22 protein-coding genes and 1 riboswitch are annotated in these 26070 nt (G+C 70.4%); of the genes, 11 read left to right on the top strand and 11 right to left on the bottom strand.

The features are described 5' to 3' along the window. Window positions 1-28: 28 nt before the first annotated feature. Complete coding sequence (locus tag ACO2Q3_RS22825; RefSeq protein ID WP_423310848.1) at window positions 29-310, bottom strand: helix-turn-helix transcriptional regulator; 282 nt, start codon at window positions 308-310, stop codon at window positions 29-31. Between the two features lie 150 nt (window positions 311-460). Next, window positions 461-541: riboswitch (ZMP/ZTP riboswitch) on the top strand. Window positions 542-561: 20 nt separating this feature from the next. On the opposite strand from ACO2Q3_RS22825, the gene purH reads away from it, so the two are divergent. Together purH and ACO2Q3_RS22835 are read left to right on the top strand one after the other, a co-directional pair. Next, entirely contained in the window at window positions 562-2187 is a 1626-nt protein-coding gene (gene purH / locus ACO2Q3_RS22830; protein WP_423310850.1) for a bifunctional phosphoribosylaminoimidazolecarboxamide formyltransferase/IMP cyclohydrolase, read from the top strand. Between the two features lie 105 nt (window positions 2188-2292). Next, window positions 2293-2733, top strand: coding sequence for a M13-type metalloendopeptidase (locus tag ACO2Q3_RS22835; protein ID WP_423310852.1), 441 nt, complete (start codon window positions 2293-2295; stop codon window positions 2731-2733). 165 nt (window positions 2734-2898) lie between these two features. Here ACO2Q3_RS22835 and ACO2Q3_RS22840 read toward each other — a convergent pair whose 3' ends face one another. The 4 genes from ACO2Q3_RS22840 to ACO2Q3_RS22855 all read right to left on the bottom strand — a co-directional run bounded on the left by ACO2Q3_RS22840 (window position 2899) and on the right by ACO2Q3_RS22855 (window position 10163). After that, entirely contained in the window at window positions 2899-7743 is a 4845-nt protein-coding gene (locus ACO2Q3_RS22840) for an NAD-glutamate dehydrogenase (RefSeq protein ID WP_423310853.1), read from the bottom strand. A 312-nt stretch (window positions 7744-8055) separates the two neighbouring features. After that, window positions 8056-9192: an AI-2E family transporter gene (locus ACO2Q3_RS22845; protein WP_423310855.1), complete on the bottom strand. Its 1137-nt coding sequence runs from the start codon at window positions 9190-9192 to the stop codon at window positions 8056-8058. An 80-nt stretch (window positions 9193-9272) separates the two neighbouring features. Further along, window positions 9273-9455, bottom strand: coding sequence for a hypothetical protein (locus tag ACO2Q3_RS22850; RefSeq protein WP_423310857.1), 183 nt, complete (start codon window positions 9453-9455; stop codon window positions 9273-9275). A 258-nt stretch (window positions 9456-9713) separates the two neighbouring features. Next, window positions 9714-10163, bottom strand: coding sequence for an Rrf2 family transcriptional regulator (locus ACO2Q3_RS22855; RefSeq protein WP_423310859.1), 450 nt, complete (start codon window positions 10161-10163; stop codon window positions 9714-9716). Between the two features lie 222 nt (window positions 10164-10385). Here ACO2Q3_RS22855 and ACO2Q3_RS22860 point away from each other — a divergent pair, with 222 nt between their 5' ends. Further along, window positions 10386-12347, top strand: coding sequence for a potassium transporter Kup (locus ACO2Q3_RS22860; RefSeq protein ID WP_423310861.1), 1962 nt, complete (start codon window positions 10386-10388; stop codon window positions 12345-12347). 232 nt (window positions 12348-12579) lie between these two features. Here the strand turns inward: ACO2Q3_RS22860 and lon are convergent, their stop codons facing one another. Further along, window positions 12580-15060, bottom strand: a complete 2481-nt coding sequence (lon, locus tag ACO2Q3_RS22865) for an endopeptidase La (RefSeq protein WP_423310863.1) — start codon at window positions 15058-15060, stop codon at window positions 12580-12582. Then, window positions 15057-15473: an Hsp20/alpha crystallin family protein gene (locus ACO2Q3_RS22870; RefSeq protein WP_423310865.1), complete on the bottom strand. Its 417-nt coding sequence runs from the start codon at window positions 15471-15473 to the stop codon at window positions 15057-15059. The genes lon and ACO2Q3_RS22870 overlap by 4 nt, the downstream gene beginning before the upstream one ends. A gap of 185 nt (window positions 15474-15658) precedes the next feature. Between ACO2Q3_RS22870 and ACO2Q3_RS22875 the strand changes: the two genes are divergently transcribed. After that, window positions 15659-16885 carry an argininosuccinate synthase gene (locus ACO2Q3_RS22875; RefSeq protein WP_423310866.1) on the top strand — a complete coding sequence of 409 codons (1227 nt, stop codon included), beginning with the start codon at window positions 15659-15661 and terminating at the stop codon, window positions 16883-16885. A gap of 181 nt (window positions 16886-17066) precedes the next feature. Here the strand turns inward: ACO2Q3_RS22875 and ACO2Q3_RS22880 are convergent, their stop codons facing one another. Next, a complete protein-coding gene (locus ACO2Q3_RS22880; RefSeq protein WP_423310868.1) occupies window positions 17067-17270 on the bottom strand; it encodes a KTSC domain-containing protein in 204 nt (67 codons plus the stop codon). A gap of 90 nt (window positions 17271-17360) precedes the next feature. On the opposite strand from ACO2Q3_RS22880, the gene ACO2Q3_RS22885 reads away from it, so the two are divergent. From ACO2Q3_RS22885 to mmcB, 4 genes are all read left to right on the top strand, one after another. Beyond that, window positions 17361-17999: a TetR/AcrR family transcriptional regulator gene (locus ACO2Q3_RS22885; protein ID WP_423310870.1), complete on the top strand. Its 639-nt coding sequence runs from the start codon at window positions 17361-17363 to the stop codon at window positions 17997-17999. Window positions 18000-18131: 132 nt separating this feature from the next. Next, window positions 18132-19256 carry a ferritin-like domain-containing protein gene (locus ACO2Q3_RS22890; RefSeq protein ID WP_423310872.1) on the top strand — a complete coding sequence of 375 codons (1125 nt, stop codon included), beginning with the start codon at window positions 18132-18134 and terminating at the stop codon, window positions 19254-19256. Window positions 19257-19421: 165 nt separating this feature from the next. Further along, window positions 19422-19913: a lipocalin family protein gene (locus ACO2Q3_RS22895; protein WP_423310874.1), complete on the top strand. Its 492-nt coding sequence runs from the start codon at window positions 19422-19424 to the stop codon at window positions 19911-19913. A 72-nt stretch (window positions 19914-19985) separates the two neighbouring features. After that, entirely contained in the window at window positions 19986-20414 is a 429-nt protein-coding gene (gene mmcB, locus ACO2Q3_RS22900) for a DNA repair putative endonuclease MmcB (protein ID WP_423310876.1), read from the top strand. Here the strand turns inward: mmcB and ACO2Q3_RS22905 are convergent. The 3 genes from ACO2Q3_RS22905 to ACO2Q3_RS22915 form a co-directional block, all read right to left on the bottom strand. Further along, window positions 20391-20849 (bottom strand): hypothetical protein, encoded by a 459-nt coding sequence (locus tag ACO2Q3_RS22905; RefSeq protein WP_423310878.1) that lies wholly within the window; start codon window positions 20847-20849, stop codon window positions 20391-20393. The genes mmcB and ACO2Q3_RS22905 overlap by 24 nt on opposite strands. After that, window positions 20846-21406 (bottom strand): ActR/PrrA/RegA family redox response regulator transcription factor, encoded by a 561-nt coding sequence (locus ACO2Q3_RS22910; RefSeq protein WP_423310880.1) that lies wholly within the window; start codon window positions 21404-21406, stop codon window positions 20846-20848. The genes ACO2Q3_RS22905 and ACO2Q3_RS22910 overlap by 4 nt, the downstream gene beginning before the upstream one ends. A 125-nt stretch (window positions 21407-21531) precedes the next feature. Beyond that, window positions 21532-22929 (bottom strand): ActS/PrrB/RegB family redox-sensitive histidine kinase, encoded by a 1398-nt coding sequence (locus ACO2Q3_RS22915; RefSeq protein WP_423310882.1) that lies wholly within the window; start codon window positions 22927-22929, stop codon window positions 21532-21534. 61 nt (window positions 22930-22990) lie between these two features. On the opposite strand from ACO2Q3_RS22915, the gene ACO2Q3_RS22920 reads away from it, so the two are divergent. The 3 genes from ACO2Q3_RS22920 to ACO2Q3_RS22930 all read left to right on the top strand — a co-directional run bounded on the left by ACO2Q3_RS22920 (window position 22991) and on the right by ACO2Q3_RS22930 (window position 25914). Continuing rightward, window positions 22991-23590, top strand: a complete 600-nt coding sequence (locus tag ACO2Q3_RS22920) for an SCO family protein (protein ID WP_423310884.1) — start codon at window positions 22991-22993, stop codon at window positions 23588-23590. A gap of 252 nt (window positions 23591-23842) precedes the next feature. Beyond that, complete coding sequence (locus tag ACO2Q3_RS22925; RefSeq protein ID WP_423310886.1) at window positions 23843-25102, top strand: polyhydroxyalkanoate depolymerase; 1260 nt, start codon at window positions 23843-23845, stop codon at window positions 25100-25102. 59 nt (window positions 25103-25161) lie between these two features. Beyond that, the gene (locus ACO2Q3_RS22930) at window positions 25162-25914 is read left to right on the top strand and encodes a M48 family metallopeptidase (RefSeq protein ID WP_423310888.1); all 753 of its coding nucleotides are present in this window, start codon (window positions 25162-25164) and stop codon (window positions 25912-25914) included. Window positions 25915-26070 lie beyond the last annotated feature (156 nt).

Consider the following 26070-nt stretch of genomic DNA (forward strand, 5'->3'; position numbering starts at 1 on the left):
TAGCCCCGGCCCCGCCCGGGGTTGAACCCTAGATGTCGTTGGCCGGGCGCCGGGCGGCCTGGGCGACGATGCGGCGCAGGTGATACTTCACCGTCGACACCGAGATGCCCAGGCGTTCGGCGATGCTGGCGTTGCTGTCGCCGCACATCACGCACTGCAGCACTTCGCAGGGCCGGATCTTCAGGCGCTCGGGATCCACCGCTGCGCAGGCCTCTGCGACGGGGCGGGAGCGACGGGTCAGCTCGGCCGGCGCGAGGTGCTGCGCGCAGGGTCCGCGTTCGCAGTCGGCGCAGCGATTGTCCAGAGTCATCGTCCGAGGGCTTCCCAACTGACCCCCCGGTCATGGAGCGCATGTGCGTGTGGCGGCGGCGCCACACAAGGGCGCGGCGCCTAAATTGGGTAGGATGGTACAAACGCCGCGGCGTCGCGTTGACCGGTGCCCGCGCCGGGACTATGACCCCGCCATCCGCGTGACTGGCGATCGAGGTGGGGCACCACCGGGGAGCGCGGGTTCTCTCCGCCGCGCGCCTGGGCGATCACACCTCAAGCCAGGAGATCGCCGTGCCCGCAGCGCCCCAGTTCCCCCCCGCCCCCGACAAGGCCCCGGTCCGCCGAGCCCTGATCTCGGTGTCCGACAAGACCGGCCTGATCGAGACCGCCAAGGCCCTGGCCGCGCTCGGCGTGGAGCTGGTCTCCACCGGCGGCACCCGCTCGGCGATCGCCGCCGCGGGACTGGCGGTAAAGGACGTCTCCGACCTGACCGGCTTCCCGGAGATGATGGACGGTCGGGTGAAGACCCTGCACCCGGTGGTGCACGGCGGCCTGCTGGGGGTGCGCGACGCGCCGGAGCACGCCCAGGCCATGGCCGAGCACGGCATCGGCGGCATCGACCTGCTGTACGTCAACCTCTACCCGTTCGAGGCCACGGTGGCGAAGGGCGCCGCGTTCGACGAGTGCGTCGAGAACATCGACATCGGCGGCCCGGCGATGATCCGCTCGGCGGCCAAGAACCATCCCTATGTGGCGGTCTGCACCGCGCCGGAGGACATGGCCGAGGTGCTGGCCGCGCTGGAGGCCACCGGCGCCACCACCCTGGCCCTGCGCCGCAAGCTGGCCGCCCGCGCCTATGCCCGCACCGCCGCCTACGACGGCGCCATCGCCGCCTGGTTCGCCGGCCAGACCACCGAGGCGCCCGGCGAGCCGTGGCCCGCGCGCAAGACCATCGCCGGCGACCTGCGCCAGGTGATGCGCTACGGCGAGAATTCGCACCAGCAGGCGGCGTTCTACACCTTCGCCAACCCGCGCCCGGGCGTGGCCACCGCCCGCCAGCTGCAGGGCAAGGAACTGTCGTTCAACAACGTCAACGACACCGACGCGGCGCTGGAGCTGGCGGCCGAGTTCGACCCCGCGGCGCATGCGGCCGTGGCCATCATCAAGCACGCCAATCCCTGCGGCGTGGCGATCGCCGGCGACCTGATGAACGCCTACGAGAAGGCGCTGCAGTGCGACCCGGTGTCGGCCTATGGCGGCATCGTCGCCATGAACCGGCGGCTGGACGCGGCCACGGCCAAGGCCATGGTGAAGATCTTCTTCGAGGTGGTGATCGCCCCGGAAGCCGATGACGACGCCATCGCCGTGTTCAAGCGGCGCAAGGACCTGCGCCTGCTGCTGACCGGCCAGATGCCCGACCCGATGGCGCCCGGCGAGGTGTTCCGCTCGGTGGCCGGCGGCTTCCTGGTGCAGACCCGCGACACCGCACGGATCACGCCGGCCGACCTGAAGATCGTCACCAGGCGCCAGCCGACCGAGGCGGAGGTGCGCGACATGCTGTTCGCCTTCACCATCGCCAAGCACGTGAAGTCCAACGCCATCGTCTTCGCCAAGGACGGCCAGACCGGCGGCATCGGCGCCGGACAGATGAACCGCCGCGATAGCGCCCGCATCGCCGCCCTGCGCGCCGGCGAGGCGGCGGAGGCGGCCGGCCTGCCGGAAAGTCTGGCCAAGGGCTCGGCCTGCGCGTCCGAGGCCTTCTTCCCCTTCGCCGACGGCCTGATCCAGGCGGTCGAGGCGGGGGCGACCGCGGTGATCCAGCCGGGCGGCTCGATCCGCGACGACGAGGTGATCGCCGCCGCCGACGCGGCCGGCATCACCATGGCCTTCACCGGCGTGCGGGTGTTCCGGCACTAGGGCAACCGTTCTCCGCTGGAGCCCCCTACCCCCGCTTCGCGGGTACTTCCCCCAGAGGGGGAAGAGACCGAGGGCCGATGCTGCGATTCTCTTCCCCCTCTGGGGGTGCTGACCGACTGGTGGACGGCGGAGGACGCCGCCAAGTTCAAGGCGCAGGCCGACCGCCTGGGCGCGCAGTACGACAGCTACCAGCCGGTGGCGGGCTATCCGATCAACGGCCAGCTGACCATGGGCGAGAACATCGCCGACATGGGCGGGCTGCTGCTGGCGCTGGACGCGTACCACGCCGCGCTGAAGGGCAGGACGCCGCCGGTGCTGAACGGCCTGACCGGCGACCAGCGGGTGTTCCTGGCCTGGGCCCAGGTGTGGCGCCAGAAGCAGCGCCAGGACGCCGCCATCCAGCAGACCAAGACCGATCCGCACTCGGCCGCCCAGTTCCGCGTGATCGGCCCGGCGCGCAACAACGACGGCTGGTACGCCGCCTTCGACGTGCAGCCGAGCGACAAGTACTACGTGGCGCCGAACGACCGCGTGCGGATCTGGTAGCCTCTGCCCTCCCCTTTATGGGGAGGGACAGCCCGCGCAGCGGGCAGGGTGGGGAACGCCTGCCGGCGCAGAGGCCAAAGTCGTTAGCCGGCGCTCGCCATCTCAGTTCCCCACCCTGATCGCTTCGCGATCTTTCCCTCCCCATGAAGGGGAGGGAGGATGCCTCTACGACCCTGCCAGTTCCCGCAGGGCCGCGTTGGCGATGGTCAGCTTGGCGAAGGTCCAGCCGCCGCCGGCCTTTTCGATCTCGTCCAGGGTGCGCTTGACGGCGCGGACCGCGTCCGGCCGCAGGGCGGACCACGAGGACACCGCGCCGCGGGCGACGTCGGCGCCCTCGCCGGCCTCGGCCTTGCCGGAGAAGGCCATCACCGAACCGGTCAGGGCGGCCTGTTCGCTGAGCATGTCCTCGATCAGCCGGCGCACGGCCAGGCGCTCGTAGGCGTCGCCGCCGGTGCGAGAGCCGGCTGCGGCGCGCAGCTTGTCGAAGCCGAACACCCCGCCGACCCGGTGGTAGACCCGCGCCGCCGCGTCCAGCGACCAGCTCGAGCCCGCAGCCAGGTCGGTGAGGGTCGCGGCCACGGTGAGCGGACGCATCAGCGCCACGGAGTGGGCGATGTCGCGCGGCGCGCCGGCCTTGATCCAGCCGGCCGCGCGGCGCACCGCCGCCTTCTGCTCGAACGGCGAGAGCACCGCGGGCACCAGGGTCTTCAGCCTGTCGACGGCCGGCTGATAGGCGCCGACCAGCGCCTGCACCCCGGCGCCGTCGCGCCCGGCCTTGCGCGCCAGCCAGAACGTCTCGCCGCGCAGCACATAGGACAGCTCGCGGAACAGGGCGATCTGGCCGGCGGCGGGGACCTTGCCGTCCAGCGCCGCCACCCGCGCCCAGGTCTCGTCGAAGCGCAGCACCTGCCGGGCCGCCTCGAACGCCACCACCAGCTCGGCCACGCCGCAGCCGGCGGCCTGGCGCAGGCGTCGCGGGAAGGTCGGGCCGCAGAGGTTGATCATCTGGTTGCCGAGCACGGTGGCGATGATCTCGCGGCGCAGACGGTGGCGCTTCATCGCTTCGTCGAAGCGCAGCATCGCCTTGGGGAAATAGGCCTCCAGCGTCGCCTGGAACCAGGGATCGTCCGGCGCGGCGGTGTCGATCACGTCGTCGAACAGGTCCAGCTTGCCGTAGGCCAGCAGCACCGCCAGCTCGGGCCGGGTCAGGCCCTTGCCGGCCTCGCGGCGGGCCTGGATCGCCTGCGGCCCCGGCAGGCCTTCCAGCGCCCGGTCCAGCCGGCCGCGGCGCTCCAGATCGGTCATGAAGTCGTCGTGCGCGTCCAGATCCGCCGCCGCCTCGACCTGCTGCAGGGACAGCGACAGCGTCTGGTCATAGTTGTGCGCCAGCACGTGGCTGGCGACCTCGTCGGTCATCGACTGCAGCAGCACGTCGCGGTCGGGACGGGTCAGCTCGCCGGCGCGCTCGGCCATGCCGGTGAGGATCTTGATGTTCACCTCATGGTCGGAGGTGTCGACGCCGGCCGAGTTGTCGATGGCGTCGGTGTCGATGCGCCCGCCTGCCAGGGCGAACTCGATGCGCCCGGCCTGGGTGAAGCCGAGGTTGGCGCCCTCGCCCACCACCTTGCAGCGCAGCTCGCGGCCGCTCACCCGCACCGCGTCATTGGCCTTGTCGCCGACGTCGAGGTTGGTTTCCAAATGGCCCTTCACATAGGTGCCGATGCCCCCGAGATAGAGCAGCTCCACCCGCGCCTTGAGGATCGCGACGATCAGCTCGGCCGGCGACAGCTCGTCAGCCTTGATGTCCAGCGCCGCCTTGACCTCGTCGCTGACCGGCACGGACTTCAGGGTGCGCGCGAAGACGCCGCCGCCGGGCGAGAGGGCCGCCCGGTCGTAGTCGTCCCACGACGAGCGCGGCAGGTCGAACAGCCGCCTGCGCTCGGCCCATGAGCGCTCGGCGTCCGGGTTCGGGTCGAGGAACACGTGGCGATGGTCGAAGGCGGCGATCAGCCGGGTGGCCTTGGACAGCAGCATGCCGTTGCCGAACACGTCGCCGGACATGTCGCCGACGCCCACGGCGGTGAACGGCTCGGCCTGGATGTCCTTGCCCAGTTCGCGGAAATGGCGCTTGACGCCTTCCCAGGCGCCGCGGGCGGTGATGCCCATGGCCTTGTGGTCGTAGCCCGCCGAGCCGCCGGAGGCGAAGGCGTCGCCCAGCCAGAAGCCGTAGGCCTCGGCCACGCCGTTGGCGATGTCCGAGAAGGTGGCCGTGCCCTTGTCGGCCGCCACCACCAGATAGGGGTCGTCGGCGTCGTGGATCACCACGCTGGGCGGATGGATCACCGCGCCGTCGGCGTCGATGTTGTCGGTCAGGTCCAGCAGGCCGCAGAGGAAGGTCCTGTAGGCGCGGATCGCCTCGGCGCGCACCGCGTCCGGCGTTCCGCCGCGCGGCAGCGCCTTGGGGAAGAAGCCGCCCTTGGAGCCCACCGGCACGATCACCGCGTTCTTGACCTGCTGCGCCTTGACCAGGCCCAGCACCTCGGTGCGGAAGTCGTCGCGCCGGTCGGACCAGCGCAGGCCGCCGCGCGCCACCGGGCCGAACCGCAGGTGCACGCCCTCGACGTGCGGGGCGGCGACGAAGATCTCGCGGAACGGCTTGGGCGCCGGCAGGTCGGCCAGCTCGCGGCTGGCCACCTTGAAGGCGATGTAGCCCTTGTCGGCGCCGTCCTCGTCGGGCTGGAAATAGTTGGTGCGGGTGATGGCGCCCACCAGCGCCGCCAGGCGGCGCAGCACCCTGTCGGCGTCGAGGCTCTCCACCGCCTGCAGCGCCGCCTCGATCTCGGCCTCCACCGCGAGGGCGCGTTCCCGGCGCTGCTCCTTGGTGGCGGCGACGGCCGGGTCGAAGCGCACCTTGAACAGGTCGAGGATCAGCCGGGTGACGCCGGGGTGCTCGGCGACGGCCGCCTCCTGCACCGCCTGGCTGGGGTCGAGGCCGGATTGCTGGCGATAGCGCGCCAGGGCGCGCACCAGGGCGGCCTCGCGCCACGGCAGGGCGAGCTCCAGCACCAGGCGGTTGAACGGATCGTTCTCCGCCGCGCCGGTCCAGCAGGCGCGGAAGGCGGCCTCGAACGGCTCGCGCACCTCGGCGAACACCAGCCGCTCGCCGCGATGGTCCTCCAGCAGGAACTCGTGCACCCAGGCGTCGCCGGCTGAACCGTCCGGCAGCCGCGGCGCCAGGCGATAGCCGTCCTCCACCAGCGCCCGCAGGCCCATGTTGTCGAGGATCGGCAGCACCTCGGCGAGCGGGATCGGCGCGGGATCGCGGCGATAGAGCTTCAGCCGGAACTGCAGCGGGGAGTCGTTCGCCGCGCGGAAGGCCCGCACGCCGACCTCGCCCGGCGCCAGGGCGGCCAGCATGCCGACGTCCGCCACCGCCTCGTCGGCGCCGTAGCGGTCCTTGTAGCCGACGGCGAAGGCGCCGCCGAACTCGCCCAGCAGCTGGGCCAGGGTCAGCGGGTCGGCCACCTGCCGGCGCGCCGCGTCCTCGAAGTCGTCCTCCCAGGTGCGCGCGATGGTCGCCACCTGCGCTTCCAGCATGGCCACGTCGGGCTCCGGGTGGTCGCCGGGAGTCAGGCCGATGATGTAGTGCACGCGCGCGAGGGGCGCGTCGGAGAACGCCGGATAATAGGCCGAGACCCGGCCGCCGAACGCCCGGGCCAGCAGCTCGCCGGCCCGCTCGCGCAGGCGCTGGTCGTAGCGCTCGCGCGGCACGTACAGCAGGATCGAGACGAACCGGTCGAAGGGGTCGCGGCGCAGGAACAGCTTCACCCGCGGGCGGTCCGACAGGTGCAGGATGCCGAGCGCCGTTTCCAGCAGCTCGTCCTCCGAGATCTGGAACAGCTCGTCGCGCGGATAGCTCTCCAGGATGTTGGTCAGGCGCACGGCGTTGTGGCTGCCGGCGGCGTGCCCGGCGCGGGCCAGGACATGCGCCACCTTGCGCCGGATCATCGGCGTCTCGTGCGCCGGTTCGTCGTAGGCCTCGGCGGTGAACAGGCCGACGAAGCGCACCTCGCCCGAGGCTCGTCCGTCGTCGCCATAGCGGCGCACGCCGACGTAGTCCATGTAGCCGCGCCGATGCACGCGCGAGCGCAGGTTGGCCTTGGCCACGATCACCGGCTCGGCCCGTTCCAGGCGCCGGCGCAGGGCCGGGGACAGGATCGCCGGCTCGCTGCCGCGGCGCAGCACCGTGCGGTCGGGATCGCGCAGCACGCCCAGGCTGCCCTGCGGCTCGTACAGCGGCTCCTCGGCCGCGTAGCCGCCGTCGGCGGTGCGCGGGTATTCGTAGGTGCGGCCGCCGAGGAACACGAAGTGGCCGGCGTCCAGCCAGCGCAGGAAGGCCAGGTCCTCGGCCAGGGCGTCCTTGTCGGCGGCGGCCAGCGGCGCGCGCTCCAGGTCCTTGATGGAGCGGGCCATCAGCGCCAGCAGGTCCGGGAAGTCGTCGACCGCGGCGCGCACGTCGGCCAGGGCCGCCCGCACCCCGTCCAGCAGGCCGGCGTGGCGGCTCTCGGAAAGCGGCTCCAGCCAGACCTGGATCATCGAGGTGCGCCGGCCGCCGGCCGCGACCATGGGGTGGAACATGGCGCGCACGCTGGCGCGCGCCTCGCCCACCTCGCCCATCACGCTGTCGACCAGGAAGGGGGCGTCGCGCTGGACGATCTCCAGCACGTCGGCGGCCTCGCCCGACCCGGAGTCGCTTGGCCAGGCGACCCGCGGAATGATCCGCACGCTGGGCGCGCCGCCATCCCACGCCTGGCCCCAGGCCCAGAAGTCCGCCAGGCGAGCGGCCAGGGCGCCCTCGCCGAAGCCGGGCAGCTCCTCGGGGCGATAGTCGGCCAGGACACTGGCAATGAAGGCGTCCGCGCCCGCGTCTGGCAGGCTCTGGCGGGCGATCTCTTGGCGGAAGGCGTCGGCCAGAGGGCCGGCGGGAGGGGCGGGATGATCCAGCGGCATGGCCGGGACCCTAGTCCCTTCCGGCGACGGAAGCATTGCCGAATGACGACGATTTGCGCGCCAAACGGGGCCAATTCGCGCACGATCGACCGGCTTTCGCGCAAAATTCCCGCCGAAACGAGGCCGCGCCGCCGGTTTTGACACCGGCGGCGCCAGACGCCCGGACCGCAGGGGGGGATCGCGGCGGCCGTCTCTTTGCCTCTTCGGCCGGCATGCGGGGGGGTGACGCCGGCCGCCCGGAACTGGCGACCGGGCAAGGTTTAGATAGACCGTTTGGCACAACTTTAAAGCGCGGCCAGCTTCACGCTTACGTTACGGAGGAGCCGCGACGGCCGGGGGCGTCTCGCGCCAGCGGTCCGGATCCCCGTCGGCGGACAGCAGGATGGCGATCCAGCGCGCGCCCTCGAACTGCGCCAGGATCACCATCACCAGCACGGTCAGCGGCGTCGACATGAACATGCCCGGCATGCCCCAGATCGCGCCCCAGAAGGCCAGCGACAGCAGCACGATCACCGGATCCATGTTCAGGCTGTCGCCTTGCATGCGGGGCAGGATGACGTTGCCGACCACGAAGGTGATCGCCCACAGCGCCAGCAGCAGGATCAGCGGCCGGACGTAGTCGTCGAACTGCACCAGGCCGAACAGCGCCGGCAGCAGGATGCCGGCCGCGGCCCCCACGATCGGCACATAGTTCACGACGAAGATCAGGAAGGCCCAGAAGAAGGCGTTGTCGAGCCCGGCGAGGGCCATCACCACCCACGAAGCCAGGGCGATCATCAGCCCGGTGACCGTCTGGATCCACAGGTAGCGCTCGACGCTGTCGCGTACGTGATCCATCAGCCGCAGCGCGCCCTGCCGGCCATCCTCGCTGCGGAACATCCGCTTCAGCTTGCTCTCGAAGGCCGCGCGCGAGGCGATCAGGAAACCCAGGTAGATCAGCACCAGCACGGCGTTGGAGGCGAAGTTCTGCAGCACCTCGGCGACGGCGCCGATGTAGTTGCCAGGATCGAAGCGGGCGAACAGGGTGTCGATGCTGGGCGGCGTCGGCGCGCCGACCGCGGCGGCCATGCGGTCGAGCAGCTCGTCGAGCCGGGCGCCGTAGCCTGTGAGCTTGTCCACGAAGTCGCCGGCGTAGGCGGCCACCACCCAGGCCGACGCGGCAAAGGCGCCGGCGGCCAGCAGCAGGGCGGCGGCGGTCGCGACGCCCTCGGAGACCGCGGGGATCCGCCGGCGCACGGTGCGCGCCAGGCCGTCGACCATGATCAGCAGAAACAGCGCCAGCAGCAGGGGCGTGATGATGCCGCCCATCCAGCGCAGGGCGGCGCCCACGGCGATCGCCGCAATCACCACCAGCGCGTTGCGCGCTGTGGCGGACGGCTCCAGCGCGCGCGTCACCGCCGCTGTCGGGGCGCCGTTGGCCGGAGAGGCTGGGTCGACTGGATCGGCCATGCCCCTATGTGGCGCCGGTTCGGGGCGCCGTCACGCGGTCAGGCGACATGGCGGCTTCGGGCGGGTTCGCGGGCGACGGGTCAGTGCAGCAGCTTGCCGCCGTCCTCGCCGCCGAACAGCTGGTCCCACCGCGCGAGCCGCGCGAGCGACATCCATGAGCGAGCCTGTTCCTGGTAGGCGGCGCGGGCGTCGGGGTCGGCGATCCTGGTCGCCCGGCGCAGCAACCGGTTGGCGCGCTTTCGGCATTGGTCGGCGTTGATCATCCTTCGCTCCTCTGGGGCGAACGCTCGCCCCTCCCCGTGAACCGCCCACCTCTCCAACGCAGATGGGCGCCTGCGGCTCCCAGGGGAAGGGCTCACGGCCACGCTTTACATGAACGGCTTGGCCTGTGGCCGAACCGGGGCGGACGAGACCCTGCACGGCCTCAGCGAGGCCCGGACGGCGGGCGGAGTATTGCCGCCACAGGTGGCGGATGGCCGAAGCCGGCGGATGGCCGAAGCCGGACCTCGCCCTAGGCCGCCCTACGCCGCCGCGCTCTTGTCCGTGTCGGCCGGATCGCCGTCCAGCAGGTCCGCCACCGAAATCTGCCCCAGTCGGGCGGCGGCGGCCTCGTCGGCGGCCTCGATGGCGGCGCGGATGGCGTCGGGAATGCGCGCACCCACCGGGCAGCCCTGCGCCCCCGCCGGCGCAACGCCCAGCTTGGCGCAGCCGTTCACCGCCCGCAGCACCTCGGACAGGGAGATCTGCGACGCCGGGCGCAGCAGCCAGGCCCCGCCGCTGGCGCCGGTGCGGGTGGAGATCAGGCCGGCCTTGGAGAGCAGCGCCGTGACCCGTCGCACCACCACCGGATTGGTCGGCACCGAGGCCGCCAGCTCGGCGCTGGACACCGCCGCGGCCGGACCCGTCGCCTGCTTGTGGGCAAGGTAGGCCAGCGTATGGGCCGCAACGGGGAATTTCTGGCTGTCGGACATGTCAATTAGATGGGAGGACTTGGCGCCTTAGGGAAGTTGGGGCGTTGTGGCGCCAGCCAGGAACCTAGGCTCGTCGCTCGCGGGTTGAAAAGCAAATGTTCAGGCCGCGTCGCGGAGGCCCCCGATTGAACCGGTCCGGGATTGGGTGTATCGCGCGCCGCCGTCGCCATGGGTCGGCCGCGCGCCTCGTCGAGTCGCCGCAGCGTCCCCGGAGAGATCGAATTGGCTGTTGAAGCCCCCGCCGCGCCCGCCAAGGACGAACCGGCCGTTTCCGAGACATCCTCCGAACATGCCGGGCACGGGGCCAAGCCGCAGGGCTTCCTGGCGCTCGCCCTCGGCTCGGTCGGCGTGGTGTTCGGCGACATCGGCACCAGCCCGCTTTACGCCATGCGCGAGGCGCTGGGCCATTCCAAGGCCGTCGGCCGGCCTGAAGACGCCGTGCTGGGGGTGGTGTCGCTGGTGATCTGGGCCATGACCCTGATCGTCACCGTGAAGTACGTCATCTTCCTGATGCGCGCCGACAACAAGGGCGAGGGCGGCACCCTGGCGCTGATGGCGCTGGCGCAGCGCGCGGTCGGCCGCCGCGCCCTGCCGATCTTCCTGCTGGGCATCGCCGGCGCCTCGCTGTTCTACGGCGACGGCATCATCACCCCGGCGATCTCGGTGCTGTCCGCCGCCGAGGGCCTGAAGGACGCGCCGCACCTGGGGCATATGTTCGCACCCTATGTGCTGCCGGCCGCCGCCGGCCTGCTGGTGGCCCTGTTCCTGGCGCAGTCGCGCGGCACCCACCGGATGGCCGCCTTCTTCGGCCCGATCACCGCCGTGTGGTTCCTGGTGCTGGGCGCCCTGGGGCTGTTCCACCTGAAGGAGGATCTCAGCATCTTCCGCGCCTTCTGGCCCGGCTACGGGATCCAGTTCCTGATCGAGAACGGCTTCGTCGGCTTCGTCATCCTGGGCAGCGTGTTCCTGGCCGTGACCGGGGCCGAGGCGCTTTACGCCGACATGGGGCATTTCGGCCGCAGCCCGATCCGCGCGGCGTGGCTGTTCCTGGTGTTCCCCTGCCTGGCGCTGAACTATCTCGGCCAGGGCGCGCACGTGCTGCACGCCGGCGAGATGCACGACGTCGGGGCGCGGCTGAACCCGTTCTGGAGCATGATCCCGGACTTCGCCTACTGGCCGGTGCTGATCCTGGCGACCGCCGCCACCGTGATCGCCAGCCAGGCGGTGATCACCGGGGCCTTCTCGATGACCCAGCAGGCGGTGCAGCTGGGCCTGCTGCCCAGGCTCGACATCAAGCGCACCTCCGAGACCCAGGCCGGGCAGATCTTCGTGCCGGCCGTCAACAGCCTGCTGATGACCGGGGTGCTGGTGCTGCTGGTGGTGTTCCAGAACTCGCACCGCCTGGCCTCGGCCTACGGCATCGCCGTGACCGGGGCGATGTTCGTCGACACCCTGCTGGCCTACGTCGTCGCCAAGCGGATCTGGAAGTGGAACAACCTGCAGATCGCCGCCCTGCTGATCCCGCTGGCGATCGTCGACATGACTTTCATCTCCTCGAACCTGCTGAAGATCCCGGACGGCGCCTGGCTGCCGCTGGCGTTCGGCGCGGCCATGGTGACCCTGATGTGGACCTGGTCGCGCGGGGTGCAGATCCTCTCCGAGAAGACCCGCCGCGACAGCGTGCCCCTGAAGGAGCTGATCGAGATCCTGGCCGTGCGCCCGCCGCACCGGGCCGCCGGCACGGCGATCTTCCTGACCTCCGAGCCCGACGTCGCCCCCGTGGCGCTGATGCACAACCTCAAGCACAACAAGGTGCTGCACGAGAAGAACGTGATCCTGACCGTCGCCACCGCCGAGACCCCGCGGGTCAAGGAGGAGGACCGCATCAAGATCAGCGCCTCCAGCGGCGACTTCACCAAGGTGGTGCTGACCTACGGCTTCATGGAAAGCCCCAACATCCCCAAGGCCCTGGCGCAGTGCCGCAAGCAGGGCCTGAAGTTCGACATCATGGCCACCAGCTTCTTCCTGGGACGGCGCTCGGTGGTGCCGTCGTCGAATTCCGGCATGCCGCTGTGGCAGGACCGGCTGTTCATCTTCCTGATGAAGAACGCCGCCAACCCCACCGACTTCTTCAAGATCCCTCCCGGCCGGGTGGTGGAGCTGGGGACCCAGGTATCGGTTTAGGGGCGGAGAGGGCGGAACCCCTCACCTTCCCAAGCTCAGCGCTGTCGCGCAGACCTTGGGCCCCTCCCTCTCCCTATGGGAGAGGTATTTTTCCCAGCGCGATCAGCATGATAAGGCCCTCGCGACGCCCCGACCCTTCACCTCTCCCATAGGGAGAGGGAGGGGCCCACGCGGCTTGCGAGAGCAAGGCGCGTGGGAAGGTGAGGGGTTCCGCCGCCGTCGCCGCAGAAGCCTAGGGCTTCAGCTCGCCTTCGAAGGCCGCCTCGGCTACGGGATCGGGGGCATGGCCCGGCTCCAGGCCGGCCTTGATGGCGTCCTCGACCCGCTCCAGCCAGATGAACTCCAGCTTGTCGCGGACCTCCTGCGGGATGTCGTCGTAGTCGCGGCGGTTGCGCGCCGGCAGCATCACCCGGGTGACGCCGGCGGCGGAGGCGGCCACCACCTTTTCCTTGATGCCGCCCACCGGCAGCACCAGGCCGCGCAGGCTGATCTCGCCGGTCATGGCGGTGTCGCTGCGCACCGGGCGGCCGGTGAACAGGGAGGTCAGGGCTGTGAACATCGCCACCCCCGCGCTCGGGCCGTCCTTGGGCGTGGCGCCGGCCGGCACGTGCACGTGGATGTCGGCCTTCTCGAACGCCGCGGGATCGATCTGCAGGGTCGCCGCCTCGGTCTTCACCAGCGACAGCGCCGCCTGCACGCTCTCGCGCATCACCTCGCCCAGCTGGCCGGTGAGGATCAACCGGCCGCCACCGGGGGTCTTGGCCGCCTCGATGAACAGGATGTCGCCGCCCACCGGGGTCCAGGCCAGGCCGGTGGCCACGCCCGGCACGGTCGTGCGCATGGCCACCTCGTTCTCGAAGCGCAGGGCGCCCAGGATCGGCTCGACGTCGGCCTCGCCGATATGCACGCTGGCCGCCTTGCCCTCGGCGATCTGCATCGCCGCATGGCGCAGGGCCCGGCCGACCTCGCGCTCCAGCCAGCGCACGCCGGCCTCGCGGGTGTAGCCCTCGATGATCCGGGTCAGGGCCGCATCGTCGATCGACGCCTGCTCGGGCTTGAGCCCATTGGCCTCCAGCTGGCGGCGCACCAGGTAGCGCCTGGCGATCTGCAGCTTCTCGCCGGCGGTGTAGCCGGCCAGGCTGATCACCTCCATGCGGTCGCGCAGGGGGCCCGGCACGTTCTCCAGCATGTTGGCGGTGGCGATGAACACCACCCGCGACAGGTCGAACGGCACGGCCAGGTAGTTGTCGCGGAAGGTCCCGTTCTGCTCGGGGTCCAGCACCTCGAGCATGGCGGCGTTGGGATCGCCCTGCACGCCGGCGCCCATCTTGTCGATCTCGTCCAGCATCATCACGCAGTCGCGGGCGCCGGCCTTGCGGATCGACTGGATGATGTTGCCCGGCAGGGCCCCGACATAGGTGCGCCGGTGGCCGCGGATCTCCGCCTCGTCATGCACCCCGCCCAGCGAGACGCGCACGAACTTGCGGCCCATGGCCTTGGCGATCGACTGGCCGAGCGAGGTCTTGCCCACGCCCGGCGGGCCGGCGAAGCACAGGATCGGGGCCTTTCCCTCCGGCGCCAGCTTGCGCACCGCCAGGAACTCCAGGATCCGGGTCTTGATCTTCTCCAGGCCGTAGTGGTCGGCGTCGAGGATCGCCCGCGCCTCGGCGATGTCGATCGCCTTGGGCTCCGGCGTCTTCCACGGCAGCTCGATCAGCCAGTCCAGATAGGTGCGGATCATGCCGTACTCGGCGCTGGCGTCCGGCATGCGCCGCAGCCGCTTCAGCTCCTTGCGGGCCTGGGCCTCGACCTCCTCGGGCATGCCGGCCTTGGCGACGGCGGCCTCCAGCTCGGCGATCTCGGCGGTGTTGCCCTCGTCCTCGCCCAGCTCATGCTGGATGGTGGCCAGCTGCTCGCGCAGCAACGCCTCGCGCTGACGCTTGCTCAGCGACGCCTGGGTCTGGCCGGCGATGTCGCGCGACAGCCGCAGCACCTCCAGCCGGTGGCCCAGCATGCGCGAGACCTTGTCCAGGCGCGGGACCAGGTCGAGGGTCTCCAGCACCTCCTGCTTCTCGGCCGGCGGCACGTCGGTGTAGGCGGCGGCCATGTCGGCCAGCACCCCGGGCGCGCTGATCTGCTCGACGGTGGCGCGCAGCTCCGGCGGGGTCTGCGGCAAGAGGTCGAGGATCTCCAGCGACTGCTGCTTGAGGTTCAGGAACCGCGCCTCGACCTGGGGCGTGATGTCGGTGGGTTCGGGCAGGTGCAGGCCGCGGGCCACCAGATAGGGCCAGCCGTCCAGCACCTCGGTGATGTGGAAGCGCTGCACGCCCTGGCAGATCAGATGGTGCTCGCCGCCCGGCCCGGTGACGTAGCGCAGGATGTTGGCCACCACGCCGATGGTGCTGAGGTCGGCCGCGGTGCGCGGCGCCTCCTGCTCGGCGTCCTTCTGCAGCACCACGACCACCTGGCGCTGCTCGCGCACCGCCTGCTGGGCGGCGGCCACCGACATCGGCCGCCCGATGGTCAGCGGCACGACGATCTCGGGGAACAGCACCGCGCCGCGCACCGGCACGACGATGAAGGCGTCGCTGGGCGGACCCGGATTCTTGTCTGAGGGGCCACGCTGCTCGGGCGCCGGCCGGGCGCCGTCCGGAGCGCGGACCTCGGCCGTGGCGGGGGTGGCGGAATCGGCCATGGATCCTCCGGTGCTCATGCGCTCTTCCTCAGACTCACCTGCAGACAGCCGTCCACCTGGCGGTGACGGATCTGGTCATAGCGTCCCGCCGGCAGCGGCACGCGGCGCTCGAAGCGGCCCTGCGGCAGCTCCAGGCGATGGATGTGGGCGGCGCGCACCTCGGCCGGCAGCTGCCGTTCGCCGGCGATCACCAGCACCGCGCCCTCCAGCACCAGGGACACGGCGTCCTCGGCCACGCCGGGCAGGGCGGCGATGATCAGCACCTGGTCGTCGGTCTCCAGCACGTCCACCGGCGGGGTCCACACCGGCCGCCGCGCGACCCCGCGCATGGGCTGGAACAGCTGCTGATGCAGCCGCTCGGCGCGCGCCATCACTTCCAGGGCGTCACCCCACATCCAGTCGCGTGGATTGTCGGCGGCCATGAGGCTCATCTCCCGTTTGCTTCCTCGCCGAACGCTACATGGGAACGCGCGACGGCGGCGGCTAGCACATTCCTATTGTCCGCTTCATGCCGGCTTCCGGCGAGGGTTGAATTGTCATCGATCAAGGCCTTAAAGGCGCGGCAGAAATCCCTCATGGCCGGCCGCCGCGTTCGCGGCCCTCTCCAGGAAGCGAAATGTCCGAAAAGCCCGTCAAGAAAGTCGTCCTCGCCTATTCCGGCGGCCTGGACACCTCGATCATCCTGAAGTGGCTGCAGGACACCTATCACTGCGAGGTGGTGACCTTCACCGCCGACCTGGGGCAGGGCGAGGAGCTGGCGCCCGCCCGCGAGAAGGCGCTGATGCTGGGCATCAAGCCGGAGAACATCTTCATCGAGGACCTGCGCGAGGAATTCGTGCGCGACTTCGTGTTCCCGATGTTCCGCGCCAACACCGTCTACGAGGGCCAGTACCTGCTCGGCACCTCGATCGCCCGGCCGCTGATCGCCAAGACCCAGATCGACATCGCCCGCAAGACCGGCGCCGACGCGGTCTGTCACGGCGCCACGGGCAAGGGCAACGACCAGGTGCGCTTCGAGATCGGCTACTACGCCCTGGAGCCCGACATCCGCATCATCGCCCCCTGGCGGGAGTGGGACTTCAAGTCCCGCGAGGCGATGCTGGAGTACGCCGAGCAGAACCAGATCCCGATCGCCAAGGACAAGCGCGGCGAGGCGCCGTTCAGCGTCGATGCGAACCTGCTGCACTCCTCGTCGGAGGGCAAGGTGCTGGAGGACCCGGCGCTGGAAGCCCCCGAGTTCGTGCACCAGCGGACGATCTCGCCGGAGGATGCGCCCGACAAGCCGACCATCTTCACGATGGACTTCAAGAAGGGCGACCCGGTCGCCATCGACGGCGAGCGGCTGTCGCCGGCGGCGCTGCTGACCCGGCTCAACCAGCTCGGCCACGACAACGGCGTCGGCCGCCTGGACCTGGTGGAGAACCGCTTCGTCGGCATGAAGTCGCGCGGCGTCTACGAGACCCCCGGCGGGACCATCCTCTTGGCCGCCCACCGCGGCATCGAGTCGATCACCCTCGACCGCGGCTCGATGCACCTGAAGGACGAGCTGATGCCCCGCTATGCGGAGCTGATCTACAACGGCTTCTGGTTCGCCCCCGAGCGCGAGATGCTGCAGGCCGCCATCGACCTGTCGCAGCAGATGGTCACCGGCCAGGTCCGCGTGAAGCTCTACAAGGGCAACGTCACCGTCATCGGCCGCACCAGCCCCTATTCCCTCTACGACCAGGACCTGGTCACCTTCGAGGAGGGCAAGGTCGCCTACGACCACCGCGACGCCGCCGGCTTCATCCGCCTCAACGCCCTGCGCCTGAGGGTCAAGGCCAACCGGGACCGGCGCGGCTAGGCTCTATTCCTCCCTCCCCTTCATGGGGAGGGACAGCCCGCAAAGCGGGCAGGGTGGGGAACGCCTGCCGGTGCAGAGACCAAATTCGCTGGCCGGCGGGCTCCATCGCACTTCCCCACCCTGATCGCTGCGCGATCTTTCCCTCCCCACAAGGGGGAGGGAGGACGCAGGCAGAAGGTCGCTAGTTCAGCTTGTTGTACGGATACCGGTCGCGGATCGCCTTGGCGAAGTACTGGCCCTTGGAGTCCGCCTCGCGGAAGGCCTGGTTCACCGTCGAGGGCACGCCGACGTAGAGGTATTCGTCGCCGTCGACGAACCGTACGTACAGCTTCTGCGCCCGCTCGTCGTAGCGGATGCGGCGGATGGCGGCGGAGGTCACGTCCATGCTGCAACAATTCCCAGCAGGCCGATAGGTTCAACGCGGCGAGCGTGCGGATGACAAGCCCGGGGGACAGGCGTAACTAGTCATTCGACAATGACTAAACCTGCCGCCGACCTCACCCTCGTCCGCCCCGACGCCGCATCGGAGCCCTGCCCGCCGGCGGACCGGCCCGGGGCGCGCCATCCGGAAGTCAGGAAGCGCAACGCCGAGGCCACCCGCGCGGCGATCCTGGCCGCCGGCAAGATCCACTTCGGCCGCTCCGGCTACGAGGGCGCCTATCTGCGCGACATCGCCGCCGAGGCGGGGGTCGATGCGGCGCTGATCAACCGCTACTTCGGCGGCAAGCAGGGGCTGTTCAACGCCTGCCTGCGCGACGCCGTCCGTTCGGCGCAGCTGTTCACCGGCGAGCGCGAGGACTTCGGCCGGCGCATCGCCCACATCTTCGCGGGCCGCACCAGCCAGGGCATGGACGGCTTTCGCATGATCCTGCGCGCCGCCACCTCGCCGGCCACCGTGCACCTGCTGAGCGAGACGGTGCAGGAGCGGTTCATGGGTCCGATCCGCGACTGGCTGGGCGGCGAGGCCGCGGAAGCCCGCGCGCGCCTGTTCTCGTCCCTGTTCATCGGCCTGCTGGTGGAGACCATGATCCGCGAGGCGGCCCTGGGCGAGCCCGAGCGCAGCGCCTTCGAGCCCCTGCTGGCCGACATGTTCCAGCGCCTGGTCGACGGCTAGCCGGCGCCGTTACGGAAAGTCGAATCCTTACCGGGATTTAATCGGTGACGGGGGCGTCATTTTTATTGACGCCTTAACGATCCATCGCCATCGTGCGCCCACCTGATCTGGACGAGCATGGAGGAATTTGCCGTGGCCGATGGGAACATCACCAAGGACGCCGTCTACGACGCCGTTGCGCCGGACGACTTCGAGTCGATGCTGAACCTGGACCGCTACGGCCAGCGCTCCACCGCCTTCGACAAGATCATCGCCGCCACCCACGACCACTTCTGGGATCCGCTCGACAAGAAGTACATCGACTTCGACGAGCCGTTCGACATGGAGAACACCCCGATCGTCCCCGAGACGATGATCGCGGCGCTGCACACCGACTATGTGAAGAACCACCTGTCCGATCCCAAGGATCGCGCGCGGTTCATCAACCAGTCCACCCTGCGCAGCTTCTCGTCGATCCTGCACGGCGAACAGGGCGCGCTGAACCTGTCGGCCTCGCTCTGCCACGTGCTCTACGACCAGGGCGCCCAGGAATACGCCGCCAACCAGACCCGCGAAGAGGCCCGCCACGTGACGGCCTTCGCCAAGTACATCAAGGCCCGCTGGGGCCGGCCGGTGGCCTGCAGCCCGACGCTGCAGACCCTGCTGGTGGACATCATCGGCTCGCCGGAGGTCTACAAGAAGATCATCGGCATGCAGATGCTGGTGGAGGGCCTGGCCATGGGCGCCTTCGCCACCTTCTTCCAGCAGCTGAACGATCCGCTCGGCCGCAAGCTGATGCAGCTGGTGATGACCGACGAGGCGTTCCACCACAAGTTCGGCAAGATCTGGGCCGACCGCACCATCCCCAAGCTGAACGCCGAGGAACACGCGATCATCGAGGACTGGGCGGCGCACTGCTTCCAGACCCTGCTGTTCAACCTGGTCTCCCCGTCCGAGCAGCGCGACCTGTACGAGGAATTCGGCCTCGACCCGGACAAGGTGCTGGAAGAGATCGCCAAGGTGGCCACCGACGAGGCCCGCCGCGAGGACATGAAGGAAGCCACCAACATCTTCCGCGTCCTGATCAAGACCCTGCTCAACGCCGGCATCATCACCGACCGCACGCGCGCCTTCTACGGCATGTACGTGGATATGGATGAGCTGAAGGCCGAGGGCGACAAGATGGTCGGCGACGACATCGCCGAGGAAGGCATCGCCTACCTGAAGGCCATCAACTTCAAGGAACGCGCCGTCGGCAACCTGCTGGCCGCCGAGTAGCCGCATCTTTCAAGGCTGTTAAGCGTTTGCAAAGCGCCCCGTCCAATCTTGGACGGGGCGTCTTTCGTTTGCCCACAACCCGGGTAAATTCGCACGGCGATGAAGCGGATGATTTCACCTCTCCCCCTTGCAACCGCCTCAGCCGGCGCGGCCCTGGCGCTGGCCTTGTCCCTGTCGACCGCCGCCTGCGCGGGCGCGCCCCAGCCGGTGAAGGCGGTGGCCCCGACCCTGTTCTCCGGCCGCTGGTACGAGATCGCCCGCACGCCGAACCGGATGCAGCAGAACTGCCAGGGCTCGACCAGCGAGTTCTCCGGCTGGTCGAACGGCGACTTCCACGTGGTGCAGGTCTGTCACGAGGGCACGCCGCAGGGACCGGCCAAGACCTACAGCGCCAAGGCGCGGATCCTGCCGGCCAGCGGCAACGCCAAGATGAAGATGATGTTCTTCGGCGGCCTGGTCAGCCAGGAGTACTGGATCCTGGACCACGCCGACGACAACGCCTGGGCGATCATGGGCACGCCCGGCGGCAAGTACGTGTGGCTGATGTCGCGCCGCCCGGTGCTCGACCCCGCCACCAGGACCGCCGCCCTGCAGCGGGTGCACGCCCTGGGCTACGACTTGAGCCACCTGGCCTTCCCGCAGCAGCTGTCGCGGTAACCCATCTTCTCCGCCCCCGCGCAGCGGGGGAGGAGCTTGACCGCGCGAACATAAGCGGAACAGAATGGCGGCGTGGACGCCGTCATCCTCACCTTTTCCCGGCCCGAGACCACCAGCGCCGTGACCCGCGGCGCGGCGCGGCTGTTCCTGGCGCTGGGCTATGCGCCGCTGCTGGAGGTGGGCCTGCCGAACGGGCGGCGGGCGGACATCATGGCGCTGGGGCCCAAGGGCGAGATCGCCATCGCCGAGGTGAAGTCCTCGCTGGAGGATTTCCGGGTCGACCGCAAATGGCATGAGTACGCCCCCTATTGCGACGCCTTCTTCTTCGCCGTGGCGCCGGAGTTCCCGCGGCAGATCCTGCCCGAGGAGCCCGGGCTGATCGTCGCCGACGCCTTCGACGGGGTGGTGCTGCGCGAGGCGCCGGTGAGTTCGCTCAGCGGTCCGCGGCGCAAGGCGCTGACCGTCGCCTTCGGCCGGCTAGCGGCGATGCGCCTGGCCTGAGGCGGCGCCCGAAGCGTTGAACGCCAGCTGCAGGGCGTCGAGCCGCGCGCGGACCTCGCGCAGTTCCTGCGGCGTCAGGTCGCCCTGCGCCATGCGCAGCACCACCTGGCCCTTGTCGACCTCAAGGAAGGCCACCCGCTCGCCGTCGGTGATCGACAGCGGCAGGTGATAGTCGGTCAGCACCCGCACGTCGTTCAGGGTCGGGGTGATGGCGTCGCGGCCGCACTCCACCAGGGCCGTCCCCGCGGGCGGCGGCGGCAGGGGCGCGGACGACAGGCGGCCGACCAGGCGCAGGCCGGGGAAGGTCGCGGCGACGTAGCCGCCGCCCGACGGTGCGGGCAGCATCGCCTTGCACAGCTCCTGACTCGCCTCGTGCGCGACGCTGAAGCTCGGAACGGCGGCGATCAGCGCCGCCGCCGCCAGGGCGCGCCTCAACGCGGCGCGCGCTTGGCCAGGATCCGCTGCAGGGTGCGGCGGTGCATGTTGAGACGTCGGGCGGTCTCCGAGACGTTGTGGCCGCACAGCTCGTAGACCCGCTGGATGTGCTCCCAGCGCACCCGGTCGGCGCTCATCGGGTTCTCCGGCGGGGCCACCGGCTCGCCGGTGGCGGCGGCCAGCAGCGCCTTGACCACGTCGTCGGCGTCCGCCGGCTTGGAGAGGTAGTCCACCGCCCCGGCCTTCACCGCCGCCACGGCGGTGGCGATGTTGCCGTAGCCGGTGAGCATCACCACCCGGGCGTCGGGGCGGGTGTCGCGCAGGGCTTCCACCACCTTCAGGCCGGAGCCGTCTTCCAGGCGCATGTCCAGCACGGCGAAGGCCGGCGGCGCAGCGCGCAGGGCGGCCAGGGCGTCGGCGACGCTCTCTACCAGGGTGACCTGGAAGCCGCGGGATTCCAGGGCGCGACCCAATCGATTGCGCAACGGGGCGTCGTCGTCGAGTAGAAGCAAGGTCTTCTCTGTCAGTTCAGCCACTGCGCCTTCGATGCTGGTCATACCCTCAACTCCCCGATCTTCAGCCTCGTGCAACCCGAACGTTCAATTGCACCATTATGTTTCGCGAAACGACGTTCTCGGCAAGGGCCGTGCGCTGCAGCCACGGCAAATGACCCCGCGGACTCTCAAAACGCCGGCCCGCTCATCGGCCCCGGCGGCGCCTCGATACGGTCCCGCAGCCAGCGGGCGGTGACGATCGCGCCGCCGCGGCGGCCGTTGCGGAAGCTGACCACCGCCCCCGTCCGCTCCAGCAGCGTCTTGGCGATGAAGAAGCCCAGGCCCATGCCGATGTGGCCGGTGCGCGAGCCCTCCGCCCCCGGACGGCTGGTGACATAGGGCTCGCCCAGCTTGGCCAGCACCTCGGGCGAGAAGCCGGGACCGTCGTCGCGCACCTCGATGGCGATCGAGCTGGCGTCGAAGCGGGCGCTGACCAGGATCTCGTTGCGCGCGAAGTCGAAGGCGTTCTCGACGATCGAGGTCATGGCGTGCAGGATTTCGGGACGCCGCCACAGGTCCGGCGCCGGGGTGCCGGGCGGACCGGTGACCACGGCCTCGACCTGCACGGCGTCGGCGTCGGCGTAGGGCTCGACCACCTCGCGCACGAACTGCAGCAGGCTCATGCGCTCGTGCACCACGTCGCCGGTGTCCGGCGTCTCGGCGAGGCGGCGCAGGATGTCGCGGCAACGCTGCGCCTGGGCCACCAGCAGCATGGCGTCGTCGCGGGTCGGCCCCTCGGGCGCCTCGCGGGCCATCTCCTTGGCGACGATGGCGATGGTGGCCAGCGGCGTGCCCAGCTCGTGCGCCGCCGCCGCGGCCAGGGCCCCCAGCGCCGACAGCCGCTGCTCGCGCGCCAGCACCGTCTCGGTGACGTTCAGCGCCAGCTCCATGCGCGCCGCCTCGTTCGCCGCCTGGTAGGCGTAGCCGCCGGTGAAGCAGATGCCGGCGACGATCGCCATGCAGCAGCCGACGCGGTAGACCACCGGCAGTTCCAGGCTCTCGCCCGCGGCCCAGGGCATTGGCAGCGCCCAGATGGCGACGCCCAGGGTGATCACCAGGGCCATCACCCCCACCCCCAGCGCCTGGCGCGCCGGCAGGGTCGCCGCGCCCAGGGTCACGGGCGCGATCAGCAGCAGGCTAAACGGATTGACCACCCCACCGGTGAAGAACAGCAGGCCGCCCAGCTGCACCAGATCGAACACCAGCTGGCCCGCCGCCTCCCAGGGCTGGGCGGTGCGCCGGCCCATCGGCGACAGCGCCAGCGCCAGGTTGAACCAGGCCGACAGCGCTATCAGCGACAGGCATTCGGCGTAGGACACCGGGAACTTCAGCACGAAGCCGACGAACAGCACCGCGGCGGTCTGGCCGGCGATCGCCAGCCAGCGCAGGTTGATCAGGGTGCGCGTGCGCAGACGCCCCTGCAGGGGCCCGCCTTGCGCCCCTCCGGGCAGGAGCGTATCGGATCGCCGCACGGCGGCGTCGTCCGGCTGGGTCCCTCCGGGATCTAGCGCCGCAGTCGAAGCCATGCCTTCAGCTTCGCTCGGAAAACGCGTCGAAGCGAGCATTAGTTTACTTCAGGTGGAACCGATGAAGACTTCGAGCCTGATCCTGGCCGTGTTCGTGGCCGCTCTGGTGGCGGGCGCGGGCGGGGTGGCCGCGTGGAAGTCGGGCATGTTCGGCGGCGCGCACGAGGCCCCGGCCCTGGTCGGCGGGCCTTTCCAGATGACCGACCAGAACGGCCGGCGGGTCGACGAGCGGCTGCTGAAGGGCAAGTGGACGGCGGTGTTCTTCGGCTACACCTTCTGCCCGGAGGCCTGCCCCACCACCCTGACCGCCCTGGCCAGGGCGCAGGACCAGCTGGGGCCGAAGGCGCAGAAGCTGCAGGTGGTGTTCGTCTCGGTGGACCCCGACCGCGACACCCCGGCGCAGCTGAAGACCTATCTGTCCAGCCAGTCGTTTCCCAAGGGGACCATCGGCCTGACCGGCAGCGCCGCCGACGTCGCCCGGGCGGCCAAGGCCTACAAGGTGTTCTACCAGAAGTCCGGAACCGGGCCGGACTACGCCATGGACCATTCCACGGCCCTCTACCTGATGGACCCCAACGGCCGCTTCGACCGGGTCATCGCCTACGGCCTGCCCCCGGAGGAAATCGCCCGCCAGATCAGCGATGCGATGCGCAACGACTGACTGCCTCGCGCCGAGCCCCTCACCCAACCCTCTCCCCGCAGGCGGGGCGAGGGCCATTTTCGCGCGACCGCCGCCGCCCGCGAGCCCTCTCCCCACAGGGTGGGGAGAGGGTTGGGTGAGGGGTCGAGCCGGTAAATCCCCCGGGGGCCGCGTCGATCGGTCCCGGCGGCAAGCTTCGCTGCACTGGCTTTGTTAAAACCAACGCCCTAGTTTGGCGTTCCTTTTGCAGCGCACCATATTCCCGAGTCGATCATGCTGTATGCCGTTCACGAAGCCGCCTACTATTCCGCCACCCCGGTCAGGCTGGCCTCGCAGTTCGCGCGCGACTTCTGGAGTTCGCCGTTCAATCCGGCCGCCGCCTCGCGCCTGGGGCGCACCCTGTTCGCCGCCGCCGACGTCACCGCCAACATGACCCGGCGCTACGGCAAGCCGGCGTGGGGCATCGACAGCGTCGAGGTCAACGGCCGGCCCGTGCGGGTGCACATGGAGACCGCCTGGCGCTCGCCCTGGGTGAAGATGCGCCGGTTCTGGCGCGACCCGGCCGACCTGCGCGCCGCCGGCGCGGTCCTGGACACCCCGGCCGTGCTGGTGGTGGCGCCGCTGTCGGGCCACTACGCCACCCTGCTGCGCGGCACGGTGCAGACCTTCCTGCAGGACCACGACGTCTACGTCACCGACTGGCTCAACGCCCGCGACGTGCCGATCGTCGAAGGCCGCTTCGACTTCAACGACTACATCGACCACGTGGCGACCATGCTGCGCGAGATCGGCCGGCGCGCCCATGTGGTCGCCGTCTGCCAGCCGGGCCCGCCGGCCCTGGCCGCCAGCGCCCTGATGGCGCAGGACGACGACCCGCTGCGCCCCGCCAGCATCACCCTGATGGGCTCGCCGATCGACGCGCGCCTGGCCCCCACCGTCACCAACATCCTGGCGGAGGAGCGGCCGTTCTCATGGTTCGAGTCGAACATGATCTACTCGGTGCCGCCGCCCTACGGCGGGGCCATGCGGCGCGTCTATCCCGGGTTCGTGCAGCTCTACAGCTTCATGTCGATGAACGCCGAGAAGCACCAGGAGGCGCACAAGCGCTACTTCAATCACCTGGTGATCGGCGACGGCGACAGCGCCGACAAGCACCGCGAGTTCTACGACGAGTATCTGTCGGTGCTGGACCTCACCGAGGAGTTCTACCTGCAGACGGTGGACGTGGTGTTCCAGCGCTACCTGCTGGCCAAGGGCGAGCTTGACCATCGCGGGCGGCGCGTCGACCTGGGCGCCATGCGCGACATCGGCGTGATGACCGTCGAGGGCGAGAAGGACGACATCTCCGGCGTCGGCCAGACCCAGGCGGCGCACGCCCTGACCCCGAACGTGCCGGACGACCGCCACGAGCTCTACGTGCAGCCCGGGGTCGGCCACTACGGCGTGTTCAACGGCCGCCGCTTCGCCGAGGAGATCTACCCGCGGGTGCGCGACTTCATCGCCCGCAACGAGGCCGTCTCCGCCGCGCCGTGAAAGTTCACTTTTTCGGCCGGGACGCTTCCAGCTTGGCGATTCTGGGCTAAGCCTTGGCCATGGCCCTGCTTCGAAGGGATCGCTACGCCGACGGCCAGCAACTGGACGTCTCCGGCGCGCCGGTGCGGCTGAAAACCAGCGCCCGCGCCCGCCGCATCTCCCTGCGCGTCGACCGGGTTACCGGCGAGGTGCTGGCCATCGCCCCCAATGCCCGGCTGCTCGGCGAGGCGGTCGCCTTCGCGCACGAGCGGCATCACTGGATCGTCGCCCAGCTGCGCGCCCTGCCGCCGCGCACGACGCTGGCGGCCGCCGGCGACACCGTCAGCGTGTTCGGCCAGCCCTGCCGCCTGATCCCCGGTCCGGGCCGTCCCCGCTTCGTGCCGCCTTCCGACGACGGTGGCGAGGCGCAGATCACCGGCTGCGGGCGCGAGACGATCGACCACTGGACCGCCGGCCGGGTGATCCGCCGCGAGGCCGAGCGGGTGTTCGCCGCGCGGGTGAAGGTGCATGCCGACGCCCTCGGCGCGCCGATGCCCAAGGTCTCCACCGCCGACGCCCGCGGCCGCTGGGGGTCGTGCACTCCGGGCAGCCTGGAGCGCCGCGCCTCGATCCGCCTGTCCTGGCGCCTGGCCCTCGCCCCGTTCGACGTGGCCGACTATGTGGTCGCCCACGAATGCGCCCACCTGAAGGAGGCCAACCACGGCCCCCGCTTCTGGGCCCTGGTCCGCCAGCTGGTCGGCGACCCCGCCCCGTTCCGGGCCTGGCTGCGCGCCGAGGGCCCGCGGCTGCACGCCTTCGGCCGGGAGATCTAGGGGGCGGCGTCTTCACCGCCGATCGCCCTCCCCTTCATGGGGAGGGAAAGATCGCGCAGCGATCAGGGTGGGGAAGTGAGGAGCCGTACGCCGACTCATCCGATTGGCCCGTGCGCCGGCGGGGGTTCCCCACCCTGGCGGCTTTGCCGCCTGTCC

The organism is Caulobacter sp. KR2-114 (assembly GCF_049446115.1).
Taxonomy (GTDB): domain Bacteria; phylum Pseudomonadota; class Alphaproteobacteria; order Caulobacterales; family Caulobacteraceae; genus Acaudatibacter.

What these genes read in the sequence shown, in the direction of transcription:
- ACO2Q3_RS22825 (WP_423310848.1), bottom strand. Translation starts at nt 310, where the DNA reads ATGACTCTGGACAATCGCTGCGCCGACTGCGAACGCGGACCCTGCGCG.
- ACO2Q3_RS22840 (WP_423310853.1), bottom strand. Translation starts at nt 7,743, where the DNA reads ATGCCGCTGGATCATCCCGCCCCTCCCGCCGGCCCTCTGGCCGACGCC.
- ACO2Q3_RS22845 (WP_423310855.1), bottom strand. Translation starts at nt 9,192, where the DNA reads ATGGCCGATCCAGTCGACCCAGCCTCTCCGGCCAACGGCGCCCCGACA.
- ACO2Q3_RS22850 (WP_423310857.1), bottom strand. Translation starts at nt 9,455, where the DNA reads ATGATCAACGCCGACCAATGCCGAAAGCGCGCCAACCGGTTGCTGCGC.
- ACO2Q3_RS22855 (WP_423310859.1), bottom strand. Translation starts at nt 10,163, where the DNA reads ATGTCCGACAGCCAGAAATTCCCCGTTGCGGCCCATACGCTGGCCTAC.
- lon (WP_423310863.1), bottom strand. Translation starts at nt 15,060, where the DNA reads ATGAGCACCGGAGGATCCATGGCCGATTCCGCCACCCCCGCCACGGCC.
- ACO2Q3_RS22870 (WP_423310865.1), bottom strand. Translation starts at nt 15,473, where the DNA reads ATGAGCCTCATGGCCGCCGACAATCCACGCGACTGGATGTGGGGTGAC.
- ACO2Q3_RS22875 (WP_423310866.1), top strand. Translation starts at nt 15,659, where the DNA reads ATGTCCGAAAAGCCCGTCAAGAAAGTCGTCCTCGCCTATTCCGGCGGC.
- ACO2Q3_RS22880 (WP_423310868.1), bottom strand. Translation starts at nt 17,270, where the DNA reads ATGGACGTGACCTCCGCCGCCATCCGCCGCATCCGCTACGACGAGCGG.
- ACO2Q3_RS22885 (WP_423310870.1), top strand. Translation starts at nt 17,361, where the DNA reads ATGACTAAACCTGCCGCCGACCTCACCCTCGTCCGCCCCGACGCCGCA.
- ACO2Q3_RS22910 (WP_423310880.1), bottom strand. Translation starts at nt 21,406, where the DNA reads ATGACCAGCATCGAAGGCGCAGTGGCTGAACTGACAGAGAAGACCTTG.
- ACO2Q3_RS22915 (WP_423310882.1), bottom strand. Translation starts at nt 22,929, where the DNA reads ATGGCTTCGACTGCGGCGCTAGATCCCGGAGGGACCCAGCCGGACGAC.
- ACO2Q3_RS22920 (WP_423310884.1), top strand. Translation starts at nt 22,991, where the DNA reads ATGAAGACTTCGAGCCTGATCCTGGCCGTGTTCGTGGCCGCTCTGGTG.
- ACO2Q3_RS22925 (WP_423310886.1), top strand. Translation starts at nt 23,843, where the DNA reads ATGCTGTATGCCGTTCACGAAGCCGCCTACTATTCCGCCACCCCGGTC.
- ACO2Q3_RS22930 (WP_423310888.1), top strand. Translation starts at nt 25,162, where the DNA reads ATGGCCCTGCTTCGAAGGGATCGCTACGCCGACGGCCAGCAACTGGAC.